Annotated in this window: 21 protein-coding genes; 11 read left to right on the top strand and 10 right to left on the bottom strand. The window is 58.6% G+C overall.

All coding sequences use genetic code 11. The features are described from left to right. Positions 1–3: 3 nt before the first annotated feature. The 4 genes from ABJO75_RS04720 to ABJO75_RS04735 form a co-directional block, all read right to left on the bottom strand. Entirely contained in the window at positions 4–861 is an 858-nt protein-coding gene (locus tag ABJO75_RS04720) for an ABC transporter permease (RefSeq protein ID WP_348131767.1), read from the bottom strand. 3 nt (positions 862–864) lie between these two features. Then, complete coding sequence (locus ABJO75_RS04725) at positions 865–1959, bottom strand: ABC transporter ATP-binding protein (RefSeq protein WP_348131769.1); 1095 nt, start codon at positions 1957–1959, stop codon at positions 865–867. 72 nt (positions 1960–2031) lie between these two features. Beyond that, positions 2032–3084, bottom strand: coding sequence for an extracellular solute-binding protein (locus tag ABJO75_RS04730; protein ID WP_348131936.1), 1053 nt, complete (start codon positions 3082–3084; stop codon positions 2032–2034). A 176-nt stretch (positions 3085–3260) separates the two neighbouring features. Then, positions 3261–4133 carry a MurR/RpiR family transcriptional regulator gene (locus ABJO75_RS04735; protein ID WP_348131772.1) on the bottom strand — a complete coding sequence of 291 codons (873 nt, stop codon included), beginning with the start codon at positions 4131–4133 and terminating at the stop codon, positions 3261–3263. 136 nt (positions 4134–4269) lie between these two features. Between ABJO75_RS04735 and ABJO75_RS04740 the strand changes: the two genes are divergently transcribed. From ABJO75_RS04740 to ABJO75_RS04770, 7 genes are all read left to right on the top strand, one after another. Beyond that, positions 4270–5052 carry an N-formylglutamate amidohydrolase gene (locus tag ABJO75_RS04740; protein WP_348131774.1) on the top strand — a complete coding sequence of 261 codons (783 nt, stop codon included), beginning with the start codon at positions 4270–4272 and terminating at the stop codon, positions 5050–5052. Beyond that, on the top strand, positions 5049–5570 hold the full coding sequence (locus ABJO75_RS04745; RefSeq protein WP_348131777.1) for a TRAP transporter small permease subunit: 522 nt from the start codon (positions 5049–5051) through the stop codon (positions 5568–5570). Before ABJO75_RS04740 ends, ABJO75_RS04745 begins: the two co-directional genes overlap by 4 nt. Continuing rightward, on the top strand, positions 5570–6895 hold the full coding sequence (locus tag ABJO75_RS04750) for a TRAP transporter large permease subunit (protein ID WP_348131780.1): 1326 nt from the start codon (positions 5570–5572) through the stop codon (positions 6893–6895). Before ABJO75_RS04745 ends, ABJO75_RS04750 begins: the two co-directional genes overlap by 1 nt. A gap of 54 nt (positions 6896–6949) precedes the next feature. Beyond that, on the top strand, positions 6950–7984 hold the full coding sequence (locus ABJO75_RS04755; protein ID WP_348131783.1) for a TRAP transporter substrate-binding protein: 1035 nt from the start codon (positions 6950–6952) through the stop codon (positions 7982–7984). 87 nt (positions 7985–8071) lie between these two features. Continuing rightward, positions 8072–9436 carry a glutamine synthetase family protein gene (locus tag ABJO75_RS04760; RefSeq protein WP_348131786.1) on the top strand — a complete coding sequence of 455 codons (1365 nt, stop codon included), beginning with the start codon at positions 8072–8074 and terminating at the stop codon, positions 9434–9436. 37 nt (positions 9437–9473) lie between these two features. Beyond that, on the top strand, positions 9474–10856 hold the full coding sequence (locus tag ABJO75_RS04765) for an aldehyde dehydrogenase family protein (protein ID WP_348131789.1): 1383 nt from the start codon (positions 9474–9476) through the stop codon (positions 10854–10856). After that, entirely contained in the window at positions 10853–11998 is a 1146-nt protein-coding gene (locus tag ABJO75_RS04770; protein ID WP_348131792.1) for an iron-containing alcohol dehydrogenase, read from the top strand. The genes ABJO75_RS04765 and ABJO75_RS04770 overlap by 4 nt, the downstream gene beginning before the upstream one ends. Positions 11999–12066: 68 nt before the next feature. Here ABJO75_RS04770 and ABJO75_RS04775 read toward each other — a convergent pair whose 3' ends face one another. The 5 genes from ABJO75_RS04775 to ABJO75_RS04795 all read right to left on the bottom strand — a co-directional run bounded on the left by ABJO75_RS04775 (position 12067) and on the right by ABJO75_RS04795 (position 16472). Beyond that, a complete protein-coding gene (locus tag ABJO75_RS04775; RefSeq protein ID WP_348131795.1) occupies positions 12067–12597 on the bottom strand; it encodes a hypothetical protein in 531 nt (176 codons plus the stop codon). Between the two features lie 289 nt (positions 12598–12886). Further along, positions 12887–14155, bottom strand: a complete 1269-nt coding sequence (locus ABJO75_RS04780) for an ABC transporter permease subunit (protein WP_348131798.1) — start codon at positions 14153–14155, stop codon at positions 12887–12889. Next, on the bottom strand, positions 14152–14958 hold the full coding sequence (locus ABJO75_RS04785) for an ABC transporter ATP-binding protein (protein WP_348131801.1): 807 nt from the start codon (positions 14956–14958) through the stop codon (positions 14152–14154). The genes ABJO75_RS04780 and ABJO75_RS04785 overlap by 4 nt, the downstream gene beginning before the upstream one ends. Before the next feature lie 23 nt (positions 14959–14981). After that, positions 14982–15389 (bottom strand): RidA family protein, encoded by a 408-nt coding sequence (locus tag ABJO75_RS04790; protein WP_348131804.1) that lies wholly within the window; start codon positions 15387–15389, stop codon positions 14982–14984. A gap of 84 nt (positions 15390–15473) precedes the next feature. Beyond that, positions 15474–16472 (bottom strand): ABC transporter substrate-binding protein, encoded by a 999-nt coding sequence (locus ABJO75_RS04795; RefSeq protein WP_348131807.1) that lies wholly within the window; start codon positions 16470–16472, stop codon positions 15474–15476. A gap of 406 nt (positions 16473–16878) precedes the next feature. On the opposite strand from ABJO75_RS04795, the gene ABJO75_RS04800 reads away from it, so the two are divergent. The 4 genes from ABJO75_RS04800 to xsc all read left to right on the top strand — a co-directional run bounded on the left by ABJO75_RS04800 (position 16879) and on the right by xsc (position 22835). Then, positions 16879–18270, top strand: coding sequence for an aminotransferase class III-fold pyridoxal phosphate-dependent enzyme (locus tag ABJO75_RS04800; protein WP_348131810.1), 1392 nt, complete (start codon positions 16879–16881; stop codon positions 18268–18270). Positions 18271–18471: 201 nt separating this feature from the next. Beyond that, positions 18472–19419, top strand: coding sequence for a class I SAM-dependent methyltransferase (locus tag ABJO75_RS04805; protein ID WP_348131813.1), 948 nt, complete (start codon positions 18472–18474; stop codon positions 19417–19419). A 59-nt stretch (positions 19420–19478) separates the two neighbouring features. Then, on the top strand, positions 19479–20936 hold the full coding sequence (locus tag ABJO75_RS04810) for a PLP-dependent aminotransferase family protein (protein ID WP_348131816.1): 1458 nt from the start codon (positions 19479–19481) through the stop codon (positions 20934–20936). Between the two features lie 123 nt (positions 20937–21059). Then, positions 21060–22835, top strand: coding sequence for a sulfoacetaldehyde acetyltransferase (xsc, locus tag ABJO75_RS04815; RefSeq protein WP_348131818.1), 1776 nt, complete (start codon positions 21060–21062; stop codon positions 22833–22835). 48 nt (positions 22836–22883) lie between these two features. Here xsc and ABJO75_RS04820 read toward each other — a convergent pair whose 3' ends face one another. Then, positions 22884–23735, bottom strand: a complete 852-nt coding sequence (locus ABJO75_RS04820; RefSeq protein ID WP_348131821.1) for a phosphate acyltransferase — start codon at positions 23733–23735, stop codon at positions 22884–22886. Position 23736 lies beyond the last annotated feature (1 nt).

Here is a 23736-nt window from a genome sequence, read left to right on the forward strand (position 1 = left end):
AGCTTATCCCATCGTCTTTTCGAGGGTCTGACCGGTCAGGCGCAACGTGCCCCAGACGATCAGTGACGACAGGATCAGCAGCATAAACCCAAAGGCCGCGCCAAGCTCCCAGTTAAAGCGCACGATGAACTGGGAATAGATCAGTTCGGTAAACCAAAGGCTGTCCTTGCCACCCAGCATCGTCGGGGTCAGATAGTTGCCCAGCGACAACATGAACACCACGATACTGCCGGATACGATACCGGGGGTGGCATGGGGAATGACAATTTCGCGCAAGACGCTGACCCCGGAACCGCCAAGGTCATAACCCGCCTCAATCACCGCATCATCAAGACTTTGGAGCGTGGTGACCAGCGGAACGACCATGAACAACATTGAGGTATAGACCAGCCCGACCATCATGGCGACGTCGTTGTAAAGCATCTCGACCGGACCATCCGCCAGCCCAATCCATTGCAACAGAGATGAAAACAAACCGGTTTCCCGCAGCAGGATCATCCAGCCGAATGTACGGACCAATTCAGAGACCCAGAACGGCACGAGGCACAAGAGAAACAACACCGACTGCACGCGACCCTTGGCGATCTTGGCGATGAAATAGGAGACCGGAAAGGAGATGATCAACGTCGCAACCGTCGCCAGAATCGACATCATCGCAGTGCGCAGGAAGGTCCACAGATACAAGGGCTCGCCAAAGAACGTGCCGTAGTTGGCGATGCTCGTGGCATATTCGCCGACTCCGACCCGCTCGCGCAGCGACAGCAATGCCATGTCGATATGTGGGATGATGATGAGCAGACTCAGCCACAGCAAGAGCGGCGTCAGGAGCAGGTAAAAGCCCAGTTTGGTGCCTTGTGCCATTGATCAGGACTTTGCGCTGAAACAGGCGGTCTGTTCGCCGGTCCAGCCGATATGCACCGGTGCACCCTTGGTCAGATTGGCGAATTCCCCAGATTGGGGCAATGTCACTTCGATCTCTTGTCCGGTATCACCGCGCACCAGAATCCGACTGGCCGCGCCGTTAAACAACAGGCTGCTGACCTCGCCGCTCAGGCGGTTGTCAAAACGGGCGAGATCAGCGGCATCATGGGCAACGCGCACCGCTTCGGGGCGCAGAAAAATCTCGGCAGCACTGCCAGTCGCCAGCGGAGCTCCTTGCGTGGCGCTGGTGATCAGCATTCCATCCTTGGTACGCAGCGCGATACGGTTGCCTTCGGCTTGTTCGACCGTACCGGTCCAGCGATTGCTGTCGCCTACAAACCCCGCAACAAATGCGGTTTCGGGCCGATAGTACAAGTCACGCGCGGTGCCGACCTGTTCAAACTGCCCTTCGTTCATCACCGCGATCTGGTCGGACATGACCAATGCTTCGGACTGGTCATGGGTGATGTAAACAAATGTGGTGTCAAATGCGGCCTGCAACGATTTCAGTTCAATCTTCATCCGCTCGCGCAACTTGAGATCCAGCGCGCCAAGCGGTTCGTCCAGCAGCAAGACATCGGGCTCCAGAACCATACAACGCGCGATGGCCACGCGCTGTTTCTGGCCACCTGACAATTCGTCGATCTTGCGATTCTCGATCCCCGGCAGTCCGATCCGATCCAGAACCTCGCCGACTTTGCGGGTAATCTCGGGCTTGGGCAGACCGGCGCGGCGCAACCCATATCCGATATTCTCAGCAATGTTCATCATCGGGAAAAGTGCCAGATGCTGAAACACCATGTTCACCGGCCGCTTGTTTGGCGGCACGTTCAGCACTGATTTACCCTTGATCTGGATGTCGCCACCTGAGGGTTCAAGGAACCCTGCGATCATGCGCATGATCGTCGTCTTGCCACAGCCCGACGGGCCAAGGATGGAAAAGAAGGACCCTGGGGCGACAGAAAACGATACGCCCTTTACGGCAGTCGTTTCGGCAAAGCTCTTGGTCAGGCTCTGGCATTCCAGATCGGGTGTCATGTTGTTTTTACTCGTCTCAAATAAACGGCGGCACCCGCAATGCTGCGGATGCCGCCAAGATGTTTCAGTGTTTTAGTTGGCCGCCTTGACTCTGTCCAGAATGCCACCTTCGATGACTTCCAGGCCGGCAGGCACCGGCGGATACCACTTGATGTTGTCGATCGCCTCGGGAGGGAAACTGTTCTGGAACTGTGCCTTCAAGGTGTCCGACGCAAATTGATCCGCCCCCTGAGAGGCCGTGAATTGGCCGACATCCTCGGTGATCAGCGCCGAAACCTCCGGTCGCATGACGAAGTTGATCCAGTCATAGGCCGCATCATCGGCCTTGCCCTTGGCTGGCAGAACGAATGTGTCGATCCAACCCAAGGCGCCGGACGCAGGGGCGACAAACGTCACATCAGGATTGTCAGCGTTCAGCTTCCATCCGCCGGTATCCCATGCCATTGCCGCCACGACTTCGCCGGAACGGACAAGCCCAATCAGTTCATCGCTACCACCCCAATAGGTTTTGACGTTGGGCTTGCATTCGATCAATGCGGTCTCGACCTGGTTCATGATGTTCTCATAGGCCACCGGATCACCATATGCAGCAAACGGGTCCATTCCCAAAGCATAGGCAAACCCGATCAGGGTCGGGCGTTTCAGGCGGTATGACACCTTGCCTGCAACATCATCGCTGCACAGGTCAGTATAGTCCTTGACCATCCCGGCCTTGGCAGTGTCGAGCACCAGACCGCTGGTGCCCCAAACATGAGGCACGGCATAGACTGCGTCATCGACCGTTGTATTGGCCTTGGTCGCTGCCAACATCGAACTGATGAACTGTGACGCGTCAATGCGGCTAAGGTCCATTGGTTTATAGATGCCAAACTCGGCCTGCGGACCGGCGATCCGGTCCTGACTCGGCTGCGCGAGATCGAACCCGCCGCCGGCAGTGGCACGCAGCTTGGCGATCATTTCTTCGTTGTTTGACAGGGTCACCTCGACCGTGTGGCCGGTTTCCGCCTCGAACATCTCGATCACGTTATCGGGTGCATAGCCACCCCAGGTCAGCAGACGCAGGTTGTCTGCAAATGCGCCGCCAGCGAGGCCGCTCACTGCGACCGCAATCGCGGCGCCGCTCATCAATTTGTGTTTCATGTCATTCCCCTGTTTTGATTATGTGAACCACGGCCCGACTCCTGCCAGTGCCGCGAAACAGATTTGCGACAAACCCGCCGCCTCTGTTTTCGTTTTTGATCCTTTGGTCAAAGAAGGACGTAAATCGCGGGTCCTGTCAATATGCACCTGCACTCGCCGCATTATGTGAACTTCCGAAAAAAGCGGGTACGGTCAAACATCTCTTCCAACGCTTCCATCCGGTCGCGTGTCGTAGTCCACGTGCGTTCCTGCACATCCGCGATCACCGTTTCCAGCATCAAGAGCAACGTCACCGACGAATCCCAGGCCGAGGGCACCACGATCCGCCCGCAGAACGAACAATCGGCCAGATCATGAACCGGCGAGCGCCATTGATCGGTAAAGAGCACAATCACCGCACCCCGCTCGCGCGCCATTTCAGCGAGTTTGAGGGTCGAGTTTTCATAGCGGCGCACATCAAAGATCACCACGACATCGCCCGCCTTGACGTCCAGCAGGTAGTGGGGCCACGCGTTCGAGATCGACTGAATATGGGTCACGTTCGCACGCAAAACCTGCATGTGCAGGAAGAAGTGTTCTGCCAATGACCGCGTGATTCTTCCACCGACGACGTAAACCGACCGTTCGGAATCGGCAAGCATCCGACAGCAACGCTCGAACATTTCGGGGTCGATCTGTGTCAGCGTCTGGCGGATGTTACCGATCACAGCGTCGGTGAACCGGTTCAGGATATGGGCCTCCGGGGCCTTTTCCGCCCAGATGTTGCGCTTGCTGATGGGGTCGGAGATCTTGGCTTCCAATTCGTCCCGCAGCGCCGCCTGAAACGCGGGGAACCCGGAAAAGCCGAGTTTCTGCACCATCCGCACCACGGTTGGCGTCGATACCTCGGCATTTTGCGCAACTTGGGTGATCGAAGACAGTCCAGACACCGGATAACCTTGTAACAGAGAATCAGCCAACTGCTTTTCCGCCCGTGTGAGCGAATCAAACGCCGCCTGCAGCCGTTCCGCGATAGTTTCCGATGCGTCCGACACGCGGTTCGCCCTCCGTTTTGCTTACAATACCAACAGCCTTGCGTCTCGTGAAGAAATAATTTCAGAGTTTGATTGACAGAACGGCATTCTGTGAAGAAAACTTTTCACAACAGGGGTGAGTGAACCAGTTTTGAACATGCCAAATTCAGACGCGGATCAGAAGAACGCGGCAGTCGCCGTGCACAATCGCGACGGTCGCGGGCCTGTTGTGGTGGTTTGCGAGCACGCATCCAAAACCATCCCTGCGCAGTATGGCACGCTGGGATTGCCCCCGGACCTTTTGGACAGCCACATCGCATGGGATCCCGGTGCGCTGGCTGTTGCCCATGAATTGTGCGAGGCAATGGACGCGCCGCTGGTCGCGGGTGAACTGTCGCGCCTGCTGTTTGATTGCAATCGCCCACCCGAAGCGCCGGACGCTGTCCCGGAGCGCAGCGAAATCCACGAGATACCCGGCAATCAGAACCTCAGCGACGGTGAGCTTGCCCACCGGACCCACGTCATACACGACCCGTTCCGCGAGGCATTGCAGGGCGTGGTCACGCGGTTTGCCAATCCGCCCGTCATGATCACGGTACACAGTTTTACCCCAATCTATCGGGGCCAACGGCGGGATGTTGAAATCGGGCTACTCCACGACACCGACGACCGACTGGCCCGCGCTATGATGTCAAACGCCGCCGATCACACAGACCGAATCGTGCGGCTGAATGATCCCTACGGGCCACAGGACGGCGTGACTCATACGTTGCGCACCCATGCGCTGCCTGTCGGAGCGGTCAACGTCATGCTGGAGATTCGCAACGACCTGATCCGCGATGCTGCCGCGCAAACGGCGATGGCGGCAATGCTGACCCGATGGATCGCCGCCGCCTGTGCTGATTTGAATGTGGACCTGCCGTTCAAGGTGGCCACATGATCGGTGCGCTCAAGGGCTATGTTCGCGTCGTTGATGCGATTAACTACCGGCTCGGCCGGATCGTGATGTACGGCATCTTTGTGATGGTGGCGATCCTGCTCTGGTCCTCGATCTCCAAGACATTCAGCGTCCCGTCGCTCTGGACGCTGGAAATGGCACAGTTCGCGATGGTCGCCTATTACATCCTCGGCGGGCCCTATTCGCTTCAGCTTGGCTCAAACGTGCGCATGGATTTGCTCTATGGAGAATGGAGCGACCGGCGCAAGGCGGGGACCGATGCGATCACCGTTCTATTCCTGATCTTTTATCTGGCCATCCTGCTGTGGGGTGGCATCGACAGCACGATCTATTCATTCAAATACGGTGGCGAACGCAGCCCGACGGCCTGGCGGCCGTATCTGTGGCCGATCAAGGTGATCATGATCACAGGTATTGCGCTGATGCTGCTTCAGGCAATCAGCGAATTGTTCAAGGACATCCTGCGGCTCTCGGGGCAGGACATGGGAGAAAAGACCTGATGTCCTATGAATTGATCGCCGCGCTGATGTTTTCGACGATGATGTTGATGCTGTTGACCGGGCAGCGGGTGTTCGGTGCCATCGGGTTTGTTGCTGTGGTGGCGGCCCTGCTGCTCTGGGGCGACCGGGGTGGTTATGATCTCGGGTTTTCGGCGGCCATGAAACTGATGAAATGGTATCCGTTGCTGACGTTGCCGATGTTCATCTTCATGGGCTACGTCCTCAGTGAATCGCGCATCGCCGACGATCTTTACAAGATGTTTCATGTGTGGATGGGTGGCTTGTCGGGCGGGCTGGCTGTTGGCACCATCGGTTTGATGGTTCTGATCTCGGCGATGAACGGGCTGTCGGTTGCCGGTATGGCGATCGGCGCGACCATCGCGCTGCCGGAACTATTGCGGCGCAACTATGACAAGCGCATGGTTACAGGGGTTATTCAGGCCGGATCGTCTCTGGGTATCCTCGTCCCTCCATCGGTTGTGCTGGTTCTCTATGCGATGATCGCGCGCCAGCCGGTGGGCCAGCTTTGGCTCGCTGGCGTGGTGCCGGGTTTGATGATGGCGGCGATGTTCATTCTGTACATCGTGATCCGATGCAAGATCACGCCATCACTCGGTCCGGCCCTGCCGCCGGAAGAGCGCGATATGCCGATGCGCGAAAAACTGCGCCTGTTGCAGGCCGGCCTGCTGCCGTTTGGCATCTTTTTCGCGATGATGATCCCATTCGTGAACGGCTGGACCAGCTTGGTCGAAAGCTCGGCCATTGGCGCGATGACGGCCTTTGGCGCGGCTGTTCTCAAAGGTCGCATGACATGCGGAGTCTTTGAGAACTCAGTCCGCAACACGCTCGGCATATCCTGTATGTTCATGTGGATCATTCTCGCCGCCCTCGCCTTTGGCGCGGTGTTTGACGGGCTGGGCGCGGTCAAGGCGATAGAAAGCCTGTTCACTGAAAAACTGGGCCTTAATCCCTGGGTCATCCTCATCCTGATGCAGCTCAGCTTTATCCTGATGGGCACGTTTCTGGATGACACCGCGATGCTGGTAATCGTTGCGCCGCTTTACGTGCCGCTGGTCGGGGCGCTTGGCTTTGATCTGATCTGGTACGGCGTGCTTTACACAATCACCACACAGATTGCCTATATGACACCGCCCTTTGGCTATAACCTGTTCCTGATGCGCGCGATGGCACCACCCGAGATCACGTTGCGGGATATATATGGATCGATCCTGCCATTTGTGCTGGTGATGATCGCCGCCCTGACGCTGATTATATGCTTCCCGCAGATTGCCCTGTGGTTGCCGAACTGGATTTACGGAAGTTAACCCTCCGGCCAAGAGAGGGACGACAATAACAACACCCAACAAGGAGAGAGACCAATGACCACCAGACGCAAGTTCCTGAAAGCCACAGCGCTTGGCGCGGCCGCCGCACCACTGGCAACGCCGGCGTTGGCGCAGTCCACCATCACCTGGCGATTGCAGACCTATGCCGGCACGCCCCTGTCTGACCATGTTGTCAAACCGGCGGTGGACATGTTCAACAAGATCGCCGGTGACCGGATGCAGATCGAACTTTACCTGGCGGACCAGCTGGTGCCGACAGGTGAGTTGTTTCAGGCATTGCAGCGTGGCACCATCGACGCGGTCCAATCCGATGACGACTCGATGGCGTCACCCACCGAAGTGACTGTCTTTGGGGGCTATTTCCCATTTGGCTCGCGCTACTCTTTGGATGTGCCGGTGCTGTTCAACCAATACGGCCTCAAGGAAATCTGGGACGAGGAATATTCCAAGGTCGGCGTCAAGCATATCAGCGCGGGATCATGGGATCCGTGCCATTTCGCCACTAAGGACCCGATCCGCAGCCTTGAGGATTTGAAGGGCAAACGCGTCTTTACCTTCCCAACAGCAGGCCGGTTCCTGGCGCAGTTTGGTGTCGTGCCGGTGACCCTGCCGTGGGAGGATATCGAAGTCGCGATGCAGACCGGCGAACTGGACGGGGTTGCATGGTCCGGTATCACCGAGGATTATACGGTCGGCTGGTCAAAAGTGACCAACTACTTCCTCACAAACAACATTTCCGGCGCATGGATCGGGCATTTCTTTGCCAATATGGAACGCTGGAACGAGTTGCCCGAAGATCTGCAAACCCTGTTCCAAGTCTGCTGCGATCAATCGCATTACTATCGTCAGTGGTGGTACTGGGGAGGCGAGGCTGACCTGCGTGTGAATGGTACGGAAATGGAACTGACGTCGATTCCGGATGAGGAATGGGCCACGGTCGAAGCTGCGGCGCTGACCTTCTGGGATGAAATCGCAGCCGAATCCGAAACCAAGGCCAAGGTTGTCGAGATCTTCAAACGGTATAACGCCGACATGCAAAAGGCCGGGCGCCCCTATCGCTACGGCTAGGGTCCGCGGCCATCATGAACGGCGACTGCCCCGGTCCAAGTCCGGGGCAGTCGCGCCAAGACCACCAATAAAAACAAGGGGCAGATCATGCCGGGACTGATGAAATTCGATGCGCTGAAGGCGGCAGTGGAAGACGGTACGATCGATACCGTACTGGCCTGCATCGTCGACATGCAGGGTCGCCTGATGGGCAAACGCTTTCACGCGCAACATTTCGTCAGCAGTGCCTGGGAAGAAACCCATTGCTGCAACTACCTTCTGGCCACCGATCTGGAAATGGCAACACCCGATGGCTATGCCAGCACAAGCTGGCAATCTGGCTATGGCGACTATGTCATGAAGCCGGATCTGACCACCATCCGCCCGATGCCGTGGCTCGACGGCACCGTCATGGTGCTCTGCGATGTGTTGGACCATCACAACCACGAACCGATCAGCCATTCTCCTCGCGCGGTGCTGAAACGCCAGATTGCGCGCTGCGAGGCGATGGGGCTGACCCCAGTCATGGCCACCGAGTTGGAGTTCTTTCTATTCGAGCAGTCCTTTGCCGAAATCGCCAAAGGCGGATACCGCAATCTGACGCCGATCAGCGGCTACAACGAAGACTACAGCATCCTGCAAACCAGCCGCGAAGAACACGTCATGCGCCCTCTGCGCAATCACCTCTACGCCGCTGGCATCCCCATCGAGAACTCCAAGGGCGAGGCCGAGGCCGGCCAGGAAGAGCTGAACATCAAATACGGTCCCGCGCTGGACACCGCAGATTTCCACACGATCGCCAAACACGCGACCAAAGAGATCGCCGACCAGCAGGGCCATGCCGCCAGTTTCCTGCCCAAATGGCATCCGGACCGTGTCGGCAGTTCTGCACATGTCCATCAGTCGCTCTGGAAAGATGGGAGCAACGCCTTTCATGATCCGGCGGGCGACCACGGGATGTCTGACCTGATGCGGCACTATATGGCGGGTTTGATCAAATACGCGCCCGACATGACCGTGTTCATGGCCCCCTATATCAACAGCTACAAACGCTTTTCCAAAGGCACCTTTGCCCCGACCAAGACGGTCTGGTCAGTGGATAACCGCACCGCTGGATTCCGCCTGTGTGGTGCTGATACCAAGGGTGTCAGGGTCGAATGCCGGATACCGGGGTCGGACATGAACCCCTATCTCGCGCAAGCGGCACAACTGGCCGCCGGGCTGGCCGGGATCGAAGAGAAACTGGACCTGCAACCGCCCACCACCGGCGATGTCTACGAAGCGCAACGCGTCAGTGAAATCCCCCGCACGCTGCGCGATGCGCTGGCAACGCTGAGCGGTTCTGCGATGTTACGCTCTGCCATGGGCGAAGATGTGATAGACCACTACACCCGCGCGGCTGAGTGGGAGACCGAAGAGTTTGACAAGGCGGTAACTGATTACGAAATCGCCCGAGGCTTTGAACGGGCCTGACACCGCCTGATTCCCTGAATTTTCTGGAGACCCCAATATGAACGCATCGGTGCAATGCATCTCTCCCATCGACGGCACGGTTTATGCATCTCGTCCCTGTCTGACCGCGACCGAGGCCACGGCGGCGGTCGCGCGCGCCCGTGCCGCGCAAAACACATGGGCCGCGCGACCCTTGTCCGAACGGATCGATTTGGTCATGAAAGGTGTCGCAAATATCGGCGCAATGAATGACGAGATTGTGCCCGAACTGGCACATCAAATGGGCCGGCCGATACGCTATGGCGGAGAATTCGGCGGCTTCGAGGAACGCGCGACCCATATGGCACGGATCGCCGAAGAGGCGCTGGCGCCAATCGAGATCGAAGACAGCGATGCCTTCAAGCGCTATATCGTACGCGAGGCCCATGGGGTCGTCTTGGTCATCGCCCCGTGGAACTATCCCTACATGACGGCGATCAACACGGTTGCGCCGGCGTTGATCGCGGGCAACGCCGTGGTTTTGAAACACGCCAGTCAGACGCCGCTGGTGGGCGAGCGACTGGCTGCGGCATTCCACGCGGCCGGTATCCCCGAGGACGTGTTTCAGAACGTGTTTCTGGACCACGACACAACCTCTGCCCTGATCGCAGATCGCGCCTTTGACTTTGTGAACTTCACCGGCTCTGTCGGCGGCGGTCGCGCCATCGAAATGGCAGCGGCAGGCACCTTCACCGGGCTGGGTCTGGAACTGGGCGGCAAAGACCCCGGCTATGTCGCCGAAGATGCCGATCTGGACACCGCCGTGGACACGCTAATTGACGGCGCGATGTTCAATTCCGGCCAATGTTGTTGTGGGATCGAGCGCATTTATGTGCATCAGTCGCTGTTTGACGCGTTTGTGGAAAAGGCCGTCGCGATTGTCAGCGACTATCGTCTTGGCAATCCGCTGGAGCCGGAAACCACGCTCGGACCGATGGCACAGGCCCGCTTTGCCGATCTCGTACGCGCCCAGACCCAAGAAGCCGTTGATGCCGGGGCAAAGGCGCTGGTCGATCCAGCGTTGTTCCCGGCCGATACCGGTGCCTATTTGATGCCACAGATCCTGATCGACGTGGACCACTCCATGCGCGTCATGCGCGAAGAGAGCTTTGGCCCCGTAGTCGGGATCATGCCCGTTGCCGACGACGCCGAGGCCATCGCGCTGATGAATGACAGCGATTTTGGGCTGACCGCATCGGTCTGGACCGCCGACACAGCTCGCGCCGAGGCTATTGGTGCACAGCTTGAAACTGGCACCGTTTTCATGAACCGCGCTGATTATCTTGATCCCGCACTCTGCTGGACCGGTTGCAAAGACACCGGACGTGGCGGCGGGCTTTCGGTGATCGGCTATCATAACCTGACACGCCCGAAATCCTATCATCTGAGGAAACTGCAATGACTGCCAATGTGAACTGGTCATACCCCACCGCGATCCGATTTGGCGCCGGCCGAATTTGTGAGCTGGCAGAGGCCTGCGAGGCAAACGGGATCAAGCGCCCGCTGCTGGTCACCGACAGAGGGTTGTCGAACCTGCCCATCACCCAGCAGGCGATGGATGTTCTGGACTCAGCGGGGCTGGGTCGGGCGATGTTTCACGATGTCGATCCCAACCCGAACGAAATCAACCTAGCTGCGGGTGTCGCCGCCTATCGCGACGGTGGCCATGACGGCGTCGTCGCGTTTGGCGGTGGCTCGGGTCTTGATCTGGGCAAGTTGGTCGCCTTTATGGCTGGCCAGAACCGTCCTGTGTGGGATTTCGAAGACGTCGGCGACTGGTGGAGCCGTGCCGACGCAGACGCCATCGCGCCGATCATCGCGGTTCCAACCACAGCAGGCACCGGGTCTGAGGTTGGGCGCGCATCGGTACTGACCAATTCGGTGACGCACGAGAAAAAGATCATCTTTCACCCAAAGATCCTGCCTGCGGTGGTGATTGCCGACCCGAAGCTGACCGTCGACATGCCCCGTGCGATCACGGCAGGCACCGGGATGGACGCCTTTGCCCATTGTCTCGAAGCCTTCTGTTCGCCGCATTACCATCCGATGAGCCAGGGCATCGCCCTGGAAGGGATGCGGCTGGTCAAGGAAAACCTGCCTGCCGCCTACGCCGATGGTACCGATCTTGAGGCGCGAGCCGAGATGATGAGTGCGGCCATGATGGGTGCAACCGCATTCCAGAAGGGACTTGGCGCGATCCACGCCCTGTCGCATCCCATCGGCGCCGTGTTCAACACCCACCACGGCACCACCAACGCCGTGGTCATGCAGCCGGTGCTGCGCTTTAATCGCCCCGCGATCGAGGATCGGTTGGCGATGGCGGCCGCCTATCTGGACATCAAGGGTGGATTTGACGGGTTCTACGACTTTGTCGGGAGCCTGACAGAGCGTCTGGGCATCCCCGAAACGCTGACCGAACTTGGGGTTAGTGATCCTGACATCGACGCGCTCGTCGCATCGGCGCTTAACGATCCCAGCACGGGAGGCAATCCGGTGACGATGACACCCGAGAACACCAAGGCGCTGTTGCTCGACTGTCTGTAAAAAAGTGCACCCACCGCGATGCCGCGGTGGGTGCTGTTCAATCCGACAAACGGTTTGGCGGGCCTAGATCAGGCGCCGACTTCTTCGTTGCACTTGCGGCTTTCCTCGATGGCTTTGAGCGTCCCTTCAAGGCTGATCACAAAGGCGCCCTCATGCTCTGGCATCACCACCATCTCGTACTTCTTCATCACGTCGGTGATAAAGTCGGGGTCGTTTGATACGACATAACCGCCAGTATAGCCATCAGCGAGGTGCTTGCTCTTTTGCTGGGCTTCACCTTCATACAGGTCGCCATCAATCGCAATCAGCAGCTTTTCCTTGCCGCCGGACAGCCCGATATCGGCCTGCGTAAACACACCGATATAGCCAAGCGCGTGGTCGGCGGTCAGCCCCATTTGCAAGACGTTGCCGAGATCGTCGACGCGCTCGGCGAGGCAGGATTTACGTGTCTCATCCTGATAGATTGTCCAGCCTTCGGTCTCGCCCCACTTGGTGAACACGCTGTCGCTCGACGGCAGAACGCCGTCAGACGCCAGTGCGGCACCGACCGACAGAGAAAGAGCAGCACATGCTGTCGCAACGTTTCGCGTAATAGTCATTAAAAACTCCATGAGTTTGCGTTTGATTCAAGACGCGCATTCGGCAAGAGCGGCACCGCCCAGACCCGCCTGAACTCAGCTAAGGCGTGTTAAAAGCGACGCCTACTCGCCGAAAGCGTCATGAAGGCAAAATGCAGTATTTCCCGCAAATTGGAAGGCCAAAAGCGAAAGAACTTCGGCGCAATATCGGGCGCGTGCAATTATCCGGTCTGGCTTTTGAAATTAGGCCGGTCCCATGCCAGAAACCCGCCGGCATGGGATCGCTTTCAGAACCGAATGGCGTGGCTGCTCAGCCTTTGCCTTTCCACGGCACGAGAACCCGTTCGGCCCACCGCATCAGGATGTCGATCCCGAATCCGATGATGCCGATCAGGATGATACCCATGATCACTATATCGGTATTCTGAAACTTGGATGCGACCATGATCATCATGCCCGCACCCTTTTCGGCGGCGACAAGTTCGGCGGCAACCACCGTGCCCCAACACACACCCATCGCGACCCGCGCACCGGTAAAGATTTCTGGCAACGAATTGGGCACGATCACATAGCGCATGATCTGGCTCTTGCTGGCGCCGAGAGAATACGCCGCGTGGACCTTGGAGATGTTGACGCCAGACACGCCCGAACGCGCCGCGATCGCCATGATCCAGAGCGCTGCAAGAAACAAGAGGATGATCTTTCCTGTTTCCCCGATTCCGGCCCAGATGATGACCAACGGGATCAACGCAAGAGGTGGAACAGGTCGCATGAATTCGACAATTGGATCGAACCAGCCCCGGAACCAGTCCGAAAGCCCCATCGCATAGCCAAGCGGAATACCGATCAGCGCCCCAAAGAAGAAACCAAGCACGACACGGAACAGAGAATACCCAAGATGCTCCCAAAGGGTTGATCCGCGAAAGCCTTCCCTGGCGATTTCGGCGACCCGCTTGACCACGTCCTCGGGTGCGGGCAGCCAGATCGGCTCCATCTGCCAACCCTTGGCCGGTTCAAAGTTCAACGTGCCCTTGGGGCTCATGCCGACGCGTCCAAATTCGGTGTCGACCTCACCACCCGGAGCGATCGGTGTGCCGTTGACCGCAACAACCTCTGCGCCCTCATCGCGGCCCATTTCGTCATTCCTGTCGACCCTGATCAGACCGCTGCGCCAGACGCCGATGCTGGCGGAATCATTCTTGGCCCAGCCATCCCCTGGGTCCACGTCCGGAGCGGTCACCTCCTGATCCACGGGATGTACCAGCACCGTGACCGTTGCAGTATCACGGGTCCCGTCCGGCAATTGTGCGGTATACTCAAAGCTGGCCGTGCCTTCGAACGGTCCCGGCATATGCAGGAACTTGGGCAACAGAACCGATCCGGTGAACATGCCCCACAGCAAAAACAAAGACAGGATAGAGATGACCGAAGCCGCCCGATTCGGCGTGACCGCACTCTCGTCTCCGAACGTCACTGTCTTGAGCGATGTGTAGTCATTGCGGGCCGCATGGTGGATCAGCTTGGTGACCACAAAATAAGAGACCACAAAGATAGCAACATAAATCAGCAGAGGTATCATGTGCTGGCCTCCGTACGTCCCATGATTTCTTCTTCCATATCCCAGATCATGCCAAGAATCTCTTCGCGTTTGACCGCGAAGTCAGGGTGTTTCTTGACCTCTCGAAGGTCCTGTCCGACCCCGAGATCGGCAAAGGGCAGGCGATATTCCTTGTGGATGCGCCCCGGTCGCGGCGCCATGACCAGCAACCGTTCGCCCAACAGCAATGCCTCTTCGACTGAGTGGGTGATCAGGATGATGGTCTTGCCAGTTTCCTTCCAGAGCTTCAGGACCAGCGACTGCATCTTTTCCCGTGTCAGCGCGTCAAGCGCGCCAAGTGGTTCGTCCATCAGGATCACATCGGGATCATTGGCCAGACATCGCGCCAGCGCCACCCGCTGTTGCATGCCCCCAGAGAGTTCATAGACCGCCTTGTCTTTGAAATCCCCCAAGCCGACCACATCAAGCAGATGATCCACAGTTTCGGCCATATCGTTCTTAGGCATCCCTTTCATGCGCGGGCCAAAGCCGACATTCTCGCGTACGCTCATCCACTCAAACAAGGCGCCTTGCTGAAACACCATGCCGCGCTCGGCATCCGGGCCGGTCACCGTATGTCCATTCAGGACAATCTGCCCTTCGGTTGGGGCGAGGAACCCTGCCACGATGTTAAGTAGCGTGGTCTTGCCACACCCTGACGGGCCGAGAACCGACAACAGTTCACCCTGATTCAAGGTCAGTGACACGTCCTTGAGCGCCTGTACCGAACCACCGTCAGGTAATTCAAAACGCATGGACAACTTTTCGAGGGCAAGTCCGGTCATGAGATTGGCGTTTCCCTTCTGCCTTATTGGCCGGCGGTACCGGCAATGATTGCGTCAGCTTCCAGTTCCACCAGCCATTCGGGGTTCACAAACCGGCTGACGGCCATGATCGTATCAACGGGGCGCACATCACGAAAATATTCTTTGCGCACGTCGATCGCCGCTTTCCAATTGTCGATATCCGTCAGAAGCACCCGTGTGCGCACCACATCCTGCAGGCCCGAACCCGCCTGTTCCAACGCCAACTTGATGATCTCGATACACTGGCGCGTTTGCGCGGCCACATCCCCGATGCCAACGGTATTGCCGTCCGCGTCAACCGGTGCGGTGCCTCCGATGGCTATGTAGGGCCCGACACGAACCGCTCGGCTGAATCCGACCACGGCTTCCATCGGATTACCGTTCGAAATCAATTGCCGTCGATAGGTCATCCGGGCGTCTCCAAACAGCAATTTTGTCGGGGGCTCGTTTGTAGTCGGGCCGGGCGAGAAATCATCGCTCGGCCCCGGACGGTCCTACGATCCGCCAGCGGCCGCAAGTGGGCCGGTGTTTACCGCATTTTCATAGCTGCCCTTGGCCGCATCGATACTGCCGGACGCGACAAACACGTCTGCAACGCCCTTCATGAAGCCTTGCGCACCGCCGCCCAACCACTTGGCGGTCAGCTGTTCCTCAACCGTGGGGAACCGGAATGTGGCAAGCGTTTCGGCGGTCGCGTCTGCATCCATACCGGCATCCTTGGCGATGACCGGCAACATCATCGCGCGGTTGTCCTCATCGGCCCACATCGCGTTGGCATCCGCCGTCACCTTGAGGAACTTTGCCACGAGGTCAGAGTTTTCGGCAACCCAGTTCGCCGGCCCCGATGTGACGTCAAAGACCAGAATGCCCAGTTCTTCTTTTTCGGCACCGGTCAACAGGATGTTGCCATGTTCCAGCATCCGGCGCAGCGATCCGCCCCACCCGCAGGACATGTCAACCGCACCTTGTGCGAGCGCGGCAGCGCCATCAGGCGGCGCCATATCAACGACTTCAAGGCTGTCCAGAGGGACCCCAAAATGATCCATCTGCTTCAGAAAGCCGTAGTGGGCCGCTGTTCCCAAAGGTACAGCCACTTTCTTGCCCGCGAGTTCGCTGGCGGACTCCTTGTCGATCTCGTGATCGGCATGCACAACGCAGTTGTCGTTTTCAGAATAGGAAACGGCAACATCCAGCGCCTGCAAATCCTGCCCGGCACTGACGGCGACAACAAATGGCGGAACACCCTGACTGACGCTAAGCTGCACATCGCCCGAGGCCATCGCAGCACTCATCGCGGTGCCGGTATCAAAGCTGACCCAGTTGACGGTCACGCCCATTTCTTCGTCATATGTGCCTTGCACCTTGGCGTATTCGAACGGCATTGGCCATTCGAGGAAATAGCCGACGGTGATCTCTTGGGCAGAGGCCGCGTGTGCCGCGGTCAAAGCTGCCACGCCAGCCACAGCACCCATCAGTCTGGATTTAAGTTTCATTCAGTTTCTCCCTGTTCTCTGCCCTTTCGGCAGATTTTCAACTAGTCGGACGGTCAACCGTCTCTGGCATGACGCCATCGCTGCGATCCGCAGAACTGGCACCTTACGTCAATCGGAGCGCAATTCTGCATCTCGATCAATGGTTTTATGGGTCGCTCTTGAGCGGCAAGGCAATGTGTGGATGTCAGGGAAGCCTCACGCATTCATACTTTGATATTAAAATTCAATAGTTTAGACTGATTTTCAGTTGGTGCCGCAACGACTTCGGTGCGAAATTGGACTTATTCTGCAGGCGCATCTGGCCCTACGAACTGCTCGCGAATTGCGCTCAAGCTGTCAGGATGGCGACTCTGGCAAACGATGCCCGAAGTGTCATGCGCACCCCTGTTTCCTGAAAGGACATGCCATGGACGGTACGTTCAACGAAAATGATATTTCTCATGTGGTCGAGGCCGACAAAGCCCATATCTGGCACCACCTGAGCCAGCACAAACCCTATGAGACGATTGATCCCAAGATCATCGTCGAGGGCAAAGGCATGCGTGTCTGGGACCAGAAGGGCAAAGAGCATCTGGATGCGGTGTCTGGTGGCGTCTGGACAGTGAATGTCGGCTACGGGCGGGAATCCATCGCCAACGCGGTGCGCGACCAACTGATCAAGCTTAACTATTTCGCCGGGTCCGCCGGATCGATCCCGGGCGCAATGTTCGCCGAAAAGCTGATCGAAAAGATGCCGGGCATGAGCCGGGTCTACTACTGCAACTCGGGGTCTGAGGCGAACGAGAAAGCCTTCAAGATGGTGCGCCAGATCGCGCACAAGAAGTTTGGCGGCAAAAAGCACAAGATCCTGTACCGCGACCGCGATTACCACGGGACCACGATCGGGTGCCTGTCAGCAGGCGGTCAGGACGAGCGCAACGCGCAATATGGCCCGTTCACACCCGGTTTTGTACGCGTCCCTCATTGTCTGGAATACCGCGCCTTTGAACAGGAGGGCGCGCCGGTCGAAAACTATGGCCTGTGGGCCGCCGACCAGATCGAAGCAGCGATCCTGCGCGAAGGTCCCGACACCGTCGGTTCACTATGTCTTGAACCGGTGACAGCAGGCGGCGGCGTGATCACCCCGCCGAGCGGTTATTGGGAGCGAGTGCAAGAGATCTGCAAGAAATATGAATTGTTGCTGCATATCGACGAGGTCGTCTGTGGCGTGGGTCGCACAGGAAGCTGGTTTGGTTATCAACACTACGGCGTGAAACCCGATATGGTGACAATGGCCAAGGGCGTTGCGTCCGGTTATGCCGCGATCGCCTGCCTCGTGACCAACGAAGGTGTGTTCGACAAGTTCAAGGCGAATGCCGACGACCCGCTCGACTATTTCCGCGATATCTCGACCTTTGGCGGCTGCACCGCCGGGCCGGCTGCGGCGATGGAGAACCTCCGCATCATCGAAGCCGAAAACCTGCTGGAGAACACCACCCAGATGGGCGCGCGGATGATGGACAACCTGAATGCCCTGATGGAGAAACACGCGGTCATCGGTGACGTGCGCGGCAAAGGCCTGTTCCTTGGTGCAGAGCTGGTTCAGGATCGTGACAGCCGCGCGCCGATGGCGGAAAAGAAGGTGGCGGCGGTGGTTGCCGAATGCATGGCACAAGGCGTCATCATCGGCATGACCAATCGCTCAGTGCCGGGCTATAACAACACACTTTGCTTCTCGCCCGCGCTGATTGCCACGACGGATGACATCGATCGCATCACCGACGCGGTGGATGGTGCATTGGGCCGGGTGTTTGGCTAACTGATAGAGGCCGGAGCGGCAGGCAGAGACCATCCCGCTCCGGCATTCGCTGCTTTCCCGACCACAGCCCCCGGCGGAAATCGGCGCCATGATTGCGGATTGGTGTTTGCCTGCCCCACATGAATTTAGCCGAAAGGTCTTTGTCCATTGTCCAAGCTGTGCAGAATGGCGTAACCGCCGCTGCTCGCAAAGGACGCTGCCATGCACGCCCCTGATACCTCGCAAGACCGCGCTTCTTCCCGGCTGCATGCCGCGCTTGGTACATTGGACAACGCCATGATCGAGCTGGACGAGGTGCAGAAGAAATTCGATGCCGTCAGTGGCCGGATCGATACCCTGTTGGTCAACACCACAAAATCTCCATCGGCCAATCTGGGGGCGAACCTGCGCTCGTTGAACGCCCGCAGCGAAATGTTGCGCAAAGCGCTCGACCGGGCGCGACGAAACTTTGCCAGTGCGCGCAAAGGATACCATCAAGCCTCGCAGGCCTATGCCAGCAAGCATGAACAGCACACGGATGCGCTCGCCCTCGCGCAGGTCGAACTGGCAGAGGCCGAACGCTGCAAAGGCGCCTTGTCCCGCAGCATTTCAGCCTGGCTCGACCCAAAGGACTTCGCGCGCGGCACACAGGACGTTCAGACGCTCAAGGGTCATGAAGGCTCCTTTGGGTATCTCCCGATCAATCCCGCGCGATTCTTTGATCTGCTCATTCTGATCGAACGGGTTCTGGCGCTCGACCCGGACTATGATGATCCCGTCTTGCGCCACCGCCCTGTTCGGTTTCTCGATGTCGGCTGTGGCACCGGGCGCAATCTCGCGCTGGCACGTACAGGCAACGTGCTCAAAACCAAGGCGCTCGCCGGGTTTGATATCGACGCGAACCGGATTGCAGAGGGCAAGGCCGCGTTTGGTCTCGACACGGAATTGAGCGTCGCGGATGCCATGATCTATGATTACGCCGGGCACGACGTGATCTTTTCCTTTCGACCGTTTCACGATCCGGACATGATGCAGCGATACGAGTCGCATCTTGTCGCATCGATGCAACAGTCCGCCTATCTGATTGCAGTGCTGCCCGAGGATCTGGTGCGTTTTCCGGAACTCAGTTGTGTCTCGGGTGCTCATGGGATTTGGAAGAAAACCGGCTGAACAGGGCTGCGTCGTTAAGTCCAGATTGCAAGAATTTTAAGTCCAGTCTATCCTGCAGCATGGCAATATCGGTTGAGACCTTTTTTCTGAATCCGGACGCGCAGGGAACCTTGCAAGCGCAGATCCAGCAGGTGGTCGCCGAGGGCATTCTGTCGGGCCGGTTTCACCGGGGCGAAAAACTTCCATCCTCGCGCAAACTGGCCAACCATCTCGGCGTCAGTCGGATTACCGTGACGCTGGCCTATACCGAGTTGCTGGCGAACGATTATCTAACGTCGCGTGGCCGGTCGGGTTATTTCGTGTCCGACAATGCGCCCGTGCCGCCGGTCTATGCCCCGTCGCACCGTAGGCAGGATCGGGTCGACTGGCCCCGTGCCTTCAGCCGCACGTTTACCGGCGGAGATACGCCTCAAAAGCCCGGTGACTGGCACAGCTATCGCTATCCGTTCATTTACGGTCAGGCTGATCCAACCCTGTTTGACCATGCAAACTGGCGGCTCTGCGCGTTGCGCGCATTAGGGCAAAAGGATTTCACCTCGTTGACCGGGGATTACTACGATCAGGACGATCCACTGCTGGTGGAATTCATCGCGCGCCACACCCTTCCCCGGCGCGGAATTGCGGCCAGGCCCGAGGAAATCCTGATCACAATGGGCGCGCAGAACGCGCTTTGGTTGACCGCTCAGGTGTTGCTCGATCCCACGCGCAAGGCGGCAGTCGAAGATCCCTGCTATCACGCCCTGCGCGATATTCTCAGGCAATCAGGGTGCCAAATGGCCCCACTGCGGGTGGATGCCGATGGATTGCCGCCACAGGAGTTGCCATCCGACACCGACGTGATCTTTACCACGCCCAGCCACCAATCGCCGACCACGGCGACCATGCCGCTGGCGCGTCGGCGCGTCTTGCTTGATCGCGCCCGCGAACTGGATGCTCTGATCGTTGAGGATGATTACGAGTTCGAACTGGCGTTCCTTGCTGCCCCCTCCCCCTCGCTCAAGTCCTTGGACAGCGACGGGCGAGTGATCTATGTCGGCAGTTTTTCAAAATCTCTCTGTCCGGGGCTTAGGCTCGGGTACATTGTCGGGTCCGAACCGTTCATCCGGCAGGCCCGTGCGCTGCGCGCCAGCGTATTGCGCCATCCGCCCGGCCATTTGCAGCGCACCGCCGCCTATTTCCTCAGCCTCGGACATTTTGATGCACAAATCCGGCGCATGTCCAAGGCCCTGCATGAACGCCGGCAGGTCATTGAACAGGCCGTGGACGAGCATGGCCTGACCATCGCGGGTCGGGGTGTCTATGGTGGTTCATCGTTGTGGATGCGGGCCGAGAACGGGGCGAATATGTCAACTGTCGCGCAGTCTCTGGCTCGAAACGGGGTATTGATCGAACCCGGCAAGCCGTTCTTTTCCGGTCCGGAGCAACCAGAGAATTTCTACAGGTTGGGGTACTCGTCGATTCCGGCATCCAGAATTCCTGCGGGAATCGAACGGATCGCCCAATGTTTGAAAGCCTGAAAGTTTCTGGACCTAAATTGATTGGCAATCTGGCCCTAACCGGCATTCTGCGCGACCCTTAGAACATCATCAACCAAGCCGACATGCATCGTCGGCAAATTGTGTTTCCGGGGAGATTTCCAGATGAAAATGACCACCGAAGAAGGCTTTGTCAAAACGCTGCAAATGCACGGCATTGAACATGCGTTCGGGATCATCGGGTCGGCCATGATGCCGATTTCCGACCTGTTTCCCAAGGCCGGTATCACGTTCTGGGACTGCGCCCACGAAGGCAGCGCCGGGATGATGGCCGACGGCTATACCCGCGCCACCGGCAAGATGAGCATGATGATCGCCCAGAACGGCCCCGGCATCACCAACTTTGTCACCGCCGTAAAGACTGCCTACTGGAACCACACGCCGCTGTTGCTGGTGACTCCGCAGGCCGCCAACAAGACGATCGGTCAGGGCGGATTTCAGGAAGTCGAGCAGATGAAACTGTTCGAAGACATGGTCGCCTATCAGGAAGAGGTCCGCGATCCGTCGCGCGTCGCCGAGGTTCTGACCCGCGTGATTGCGCAGGCCAAGCGCCTGTCAGGACCCGCACAGCTGAACATCCCCCGCGATATGTGGACACAGGTGGTCGACATCGAAATTCCCGAACCAATTGAGTTTGAACGTTCTCCCGGTGGCGAAAACTCGGTCGCGATGGCCGCCAAACTGTTGAGCGAAGCGCAAAACCCGGTGATCCTGAACGGTGCTGGCGTGGTGCTGTCCAAAGGCGGGATCGCCGCGTCAATGGCGCTGGCCGAGCGTCTGGATGCCCCTGTTTGCGTCGGCTATCAACACAACGACGCCTTTCCCGGCAATCACCCATTGTTCGCTGGCCCACTGGGTTACAACGGCTCCAAGGCGGGCATGGACCTGATCAAATCCGCAGACGTTGTTCTGTGCCTCGGCACCCGGCTGAATCCGTTTTCGACCCTGCCCGGATATGGCATGGAATACTGGCCGGCGGATGCCAAGATTATCCAGGTCGATATCAACCCGGATCGGATCGGCCTGACCAAGAAGGTCACCGTGGGCATCGTCGGTGACGCCGCCAAGGTCGCCAACGGTATTCTGGCGCAACTGTCTGATGATGCGGGCGACGCAGGCCGCGCGGACCGCAAGGCGCGGATCGCAGAAACCAAATCCCGTTGGGCGCAACAACTGTCGTCAATGGATCACGAAGACGATGATCCCGGCACCAGCTGGAACGAACGCGCCCGTGCGGACAAACCCGACTGGATGAGCCCGCGCATGGCATGGCGTGCAATCCAATCCGCGCTGCCCGCAGATGCGATCATCAGTTCCGATATCGGCAACAACTGCGCCATCGGCAATGCTTATCCTTCGTTCGAGGAAGGCCGCAAGTATCTGGCACCGGGTCTGTTTGGTCCCTGCGGCTATGGCCTGCCCGCCGTAATCGGGGCCAAGATCGGATGCCCGGATGTGCCAGTCGTCGGATTTTCGGGCGATGGTGCCTTTGGCATCGCGGTCAACGAATTGACCGCGATCGGCCGCGAAGAATGGCCTGCCGTGACCCAGATTGTGTTCCGCAACTATCAATGGGGCGCGGAAAAGCGCAACTCGACCCTGTGGTTTGACGACAACTTTGTCGGCACTGAACTGGACACCGACGTGTCTTATGCCGGCATCGCCAATGCCTGTGGCCTTAAAGGCGTCGTGGCTCGGACAATGGACGAACTGACCGAAGCACTCGATCAGGCGGTTCGCGATCAAAAGGCGGGGACGACCACGCTGATCGAAGCGATGATCAATCAGGAGCTTGGCGAACCCTTCCGCCGCGATGCGATGAAAAACCCGGTTCAAGTGGCAGGGATCAGCGCAAAGGACATGCGGCCTCAAGAGGTATGATCGCCAACACCAGCCTGAGGCCCCGTTGCAGCGCGATGGGGCCGAACGCTAGGCCAGCGCCAATGTCACGGCGGTGGCCGCGATGATGTCGGGCACTGTCGCACCCCGGCTCAGATCGCAGACCGGCTTGCGAAATCCTTGCAGGACCGGCCCGATGGCCTGCGCACCCGCAAGTTCCTGCGCCAGTTTGTACGCGATATTGCCTGCGTCGAGATCGGGAAAGATCAATACATTGGCGTCGCCTTGCCCTGATCCTTTCAGCGCCGCAACTGCCGGGTTCAGCGCCGCATCGCCCTGCACCGGGCCTGTAAAACCCGTCGCGGCGGCGGCGGCGCGCACCTTGTCCACGCTGCCGCCCGACCCGGAACTGCCCGTTGAAAACGACAGCAGCGCAACCCGCGCCTGCCCCAGTAGCGCCCGTCCGGTCGTTTCAGACGCGCGCGCAATCGCGGCGAGTTCCTCGGCATCGGGCGCGACATTCAGGCCACAATCGGAAAAGATCAACTCGCGACCATCTGAAAAGCGCATCAGAAAGAACGACGATGGCAGCGCGACCCCGTCGGCGAGACCGATGGCAATGCTCGCCGCTTCGATGACCTTTTTGGTCGAATGCACCACACCGGCAAGCATTGCGTCAGCTTGCCCCGCTGCGACCATCGCCGCCGCGCGGTACAGAGGGCGCGACAACATCCGCCGAGCCAGCGCCTCTTTCATGCCGCGCGCATCGACCAACGCCGCAACCAATTCATCGTCGGCCTCGGCCAACTCTACTGGCACGCACAGGCCCTCGGCCTGCATCTGCGCCACGGCCTCGGCAATGCGCGGCTCTTCCATTTCAGGAAACACCACCCGCGCGTTGCCTGCCTTTGCCCGATCGACTGCCCGTTCCAGTGCCGACATC

The sequence above is a fragment of the Sedimentitalea sp. genome (genome assembly GCF_039973035.1).
In the GTDB taxonomy this organism is placed as follows: domain Bacteria; phylum Pseudomonadota; class Alphaproteobacteria; order Rhodobacterales; family Rhodobacteraceae; genus Sedimentitalea.

Excerpts from the sequence above, each read along its gene's own strand:
- ABJO75_RS04775 (WP_348131795.1), bottom strand. The coding sequence starts at position 12,597 with ATGACTATTACGCGAAACGTTGCGACAGCATGTGCTGCTCTTTCTCTG.
- ABJO75_RS04770 (WP_348131792.1), top strand. The coding sequence starts at position 10,853 with ATGACTGCCAATGTGAACTGGTCATACCCCACCGCGATCCGATTTGGC.
- ABJO75_RS04810 (WP_348131816.1), top strand. The coding sequence starts at position 19,479 with ATGGCAATATCGGTTGAGACCTTTTTTCTGAATCCGGACGCGCAGGGA.
- ABJO75_RS04785 (WP_348131801.1), bottom strand. The coding sequence starts at position 14,958 with ATGACCGGACTTGCCCTCGAAAAGTTGTCCATGCGTTTTGAATTACCT.
- ABJO75_RS04725 (WP_348131769.1), bottom strand. The coding sequence starts at position 1,959 with ATGACACCCGATCTGGAATGCCAGAGCCTGACCAAGAGCTTTGCCGAA.
- ABJO75_RS04780 (WP_348131798.1), bottom strand. The coding sequence starts at position 14,155 with ATGATACCTCTGCTGATTTATGTTGCTATCTTTGTGGTCTCTTATTTT.
- ABJO75_RS04730 (WP_348131936.1), bottom strand. The coding sequence starts at position 3,084 with ATGAGCGGCGCCGCGATTGCGGTCGCAGTGAGCGGCCTCGCTGGCGGC.
- ABJO75_RS04760 (WP_348131786.1), top strand. The coding sequence starts at position 8,072 with ATGCCGGGACTGATGAAATTCGATGCGCTGAAGGCGGCAGTGGAAGAC.
- ABJO75_RS04755 (WP_348131783.1), top strand. The coding sequence starts at position 6,950 with ATGACCACCAGACGCAAGTTCCTGAAAGCCACAGCGCTTGGCGCGGCC.
- ABJO75_RS04765 (WP_348131789.1), top strand. The coding sequence starts at position 9,474 with ATGAACGCATCGGTGCAATGCATCTCTCCCATCGACGGCACGGTTTAT.
- ABJO75_RS04805 (WP_348131813.1), top strand. The coding sequence starts at position 18,472 with ATGCACGCCCCTGATACCTCGCAAGACCGCGCTTCTTCCCGGCTGCAT.
- ABJO75_RS04800 (WP_348131810.1), top strand. The coding sequence starts at position 16,879 with ATGGACGGTACGTTCAACGAAAATGATATTTCTCATGTGGTCGAGGCC.
- ABJO75_RS04790 (WP_348131804.1), bottom strand. The coding sequence starts at position 15,389 with ATGACCTATCGACGGCAATTGATTTCGAACGGTAATCCGATGGAAGCC.
- ABJO75_RS04820 (WP_348131821.1), bottom strand. The coding sequence starts at position 23,735 with ATGTCGGCACTGGAACGGGCAGTCGATCGGGCAAAGGCAGGCAACGCG.
- ABJO75_RS04720 (WP_348131767.1), bottom strand. The coding sequence starts at position 861 with ATGGCACAAGGCACCAAACTGGGCTTTTACCTGCTCCTGACGCCGCTC.
- ABJO75_RS04750 (WP_348131780.1), top strand. The coding sequence starts at position 5,570 with ATGTCCTATGAATTGATCGCCGCGCTGATGTTTTCGACGATGATGTTG.
- ABJO75_RS04795 (WP_348131807.1), bottom strand. The coding sequence starts at position 16,472 with ATGAAACTTAAATCCAGACTGATGGGTGCTGTGGCTGGCGTGGCAGCT.
- xsc (WP_348131818.1), top strand. The coding sequence starts at position 21,060 with ATGAAAATGACCACCGAAGAAGGCTTTGTCAAAACGCTGCAAATGCAC.
- ABJO75_RS04740 (WP_348131774.1), top strand. The coding sequence starts at position 4,270 with ATGCCAAATTCAGACGCGGATCAGAAGAACGCGGCAGTCGCCGTGCAC.
- ABJO75_RS04745 (WP_348131777.1), top strand. The coding sequence starts at position 5,049 with ATGATCGGTGCGCTCAAGGGCTATGTTCGCGTCGTTGATGCGATTAAC.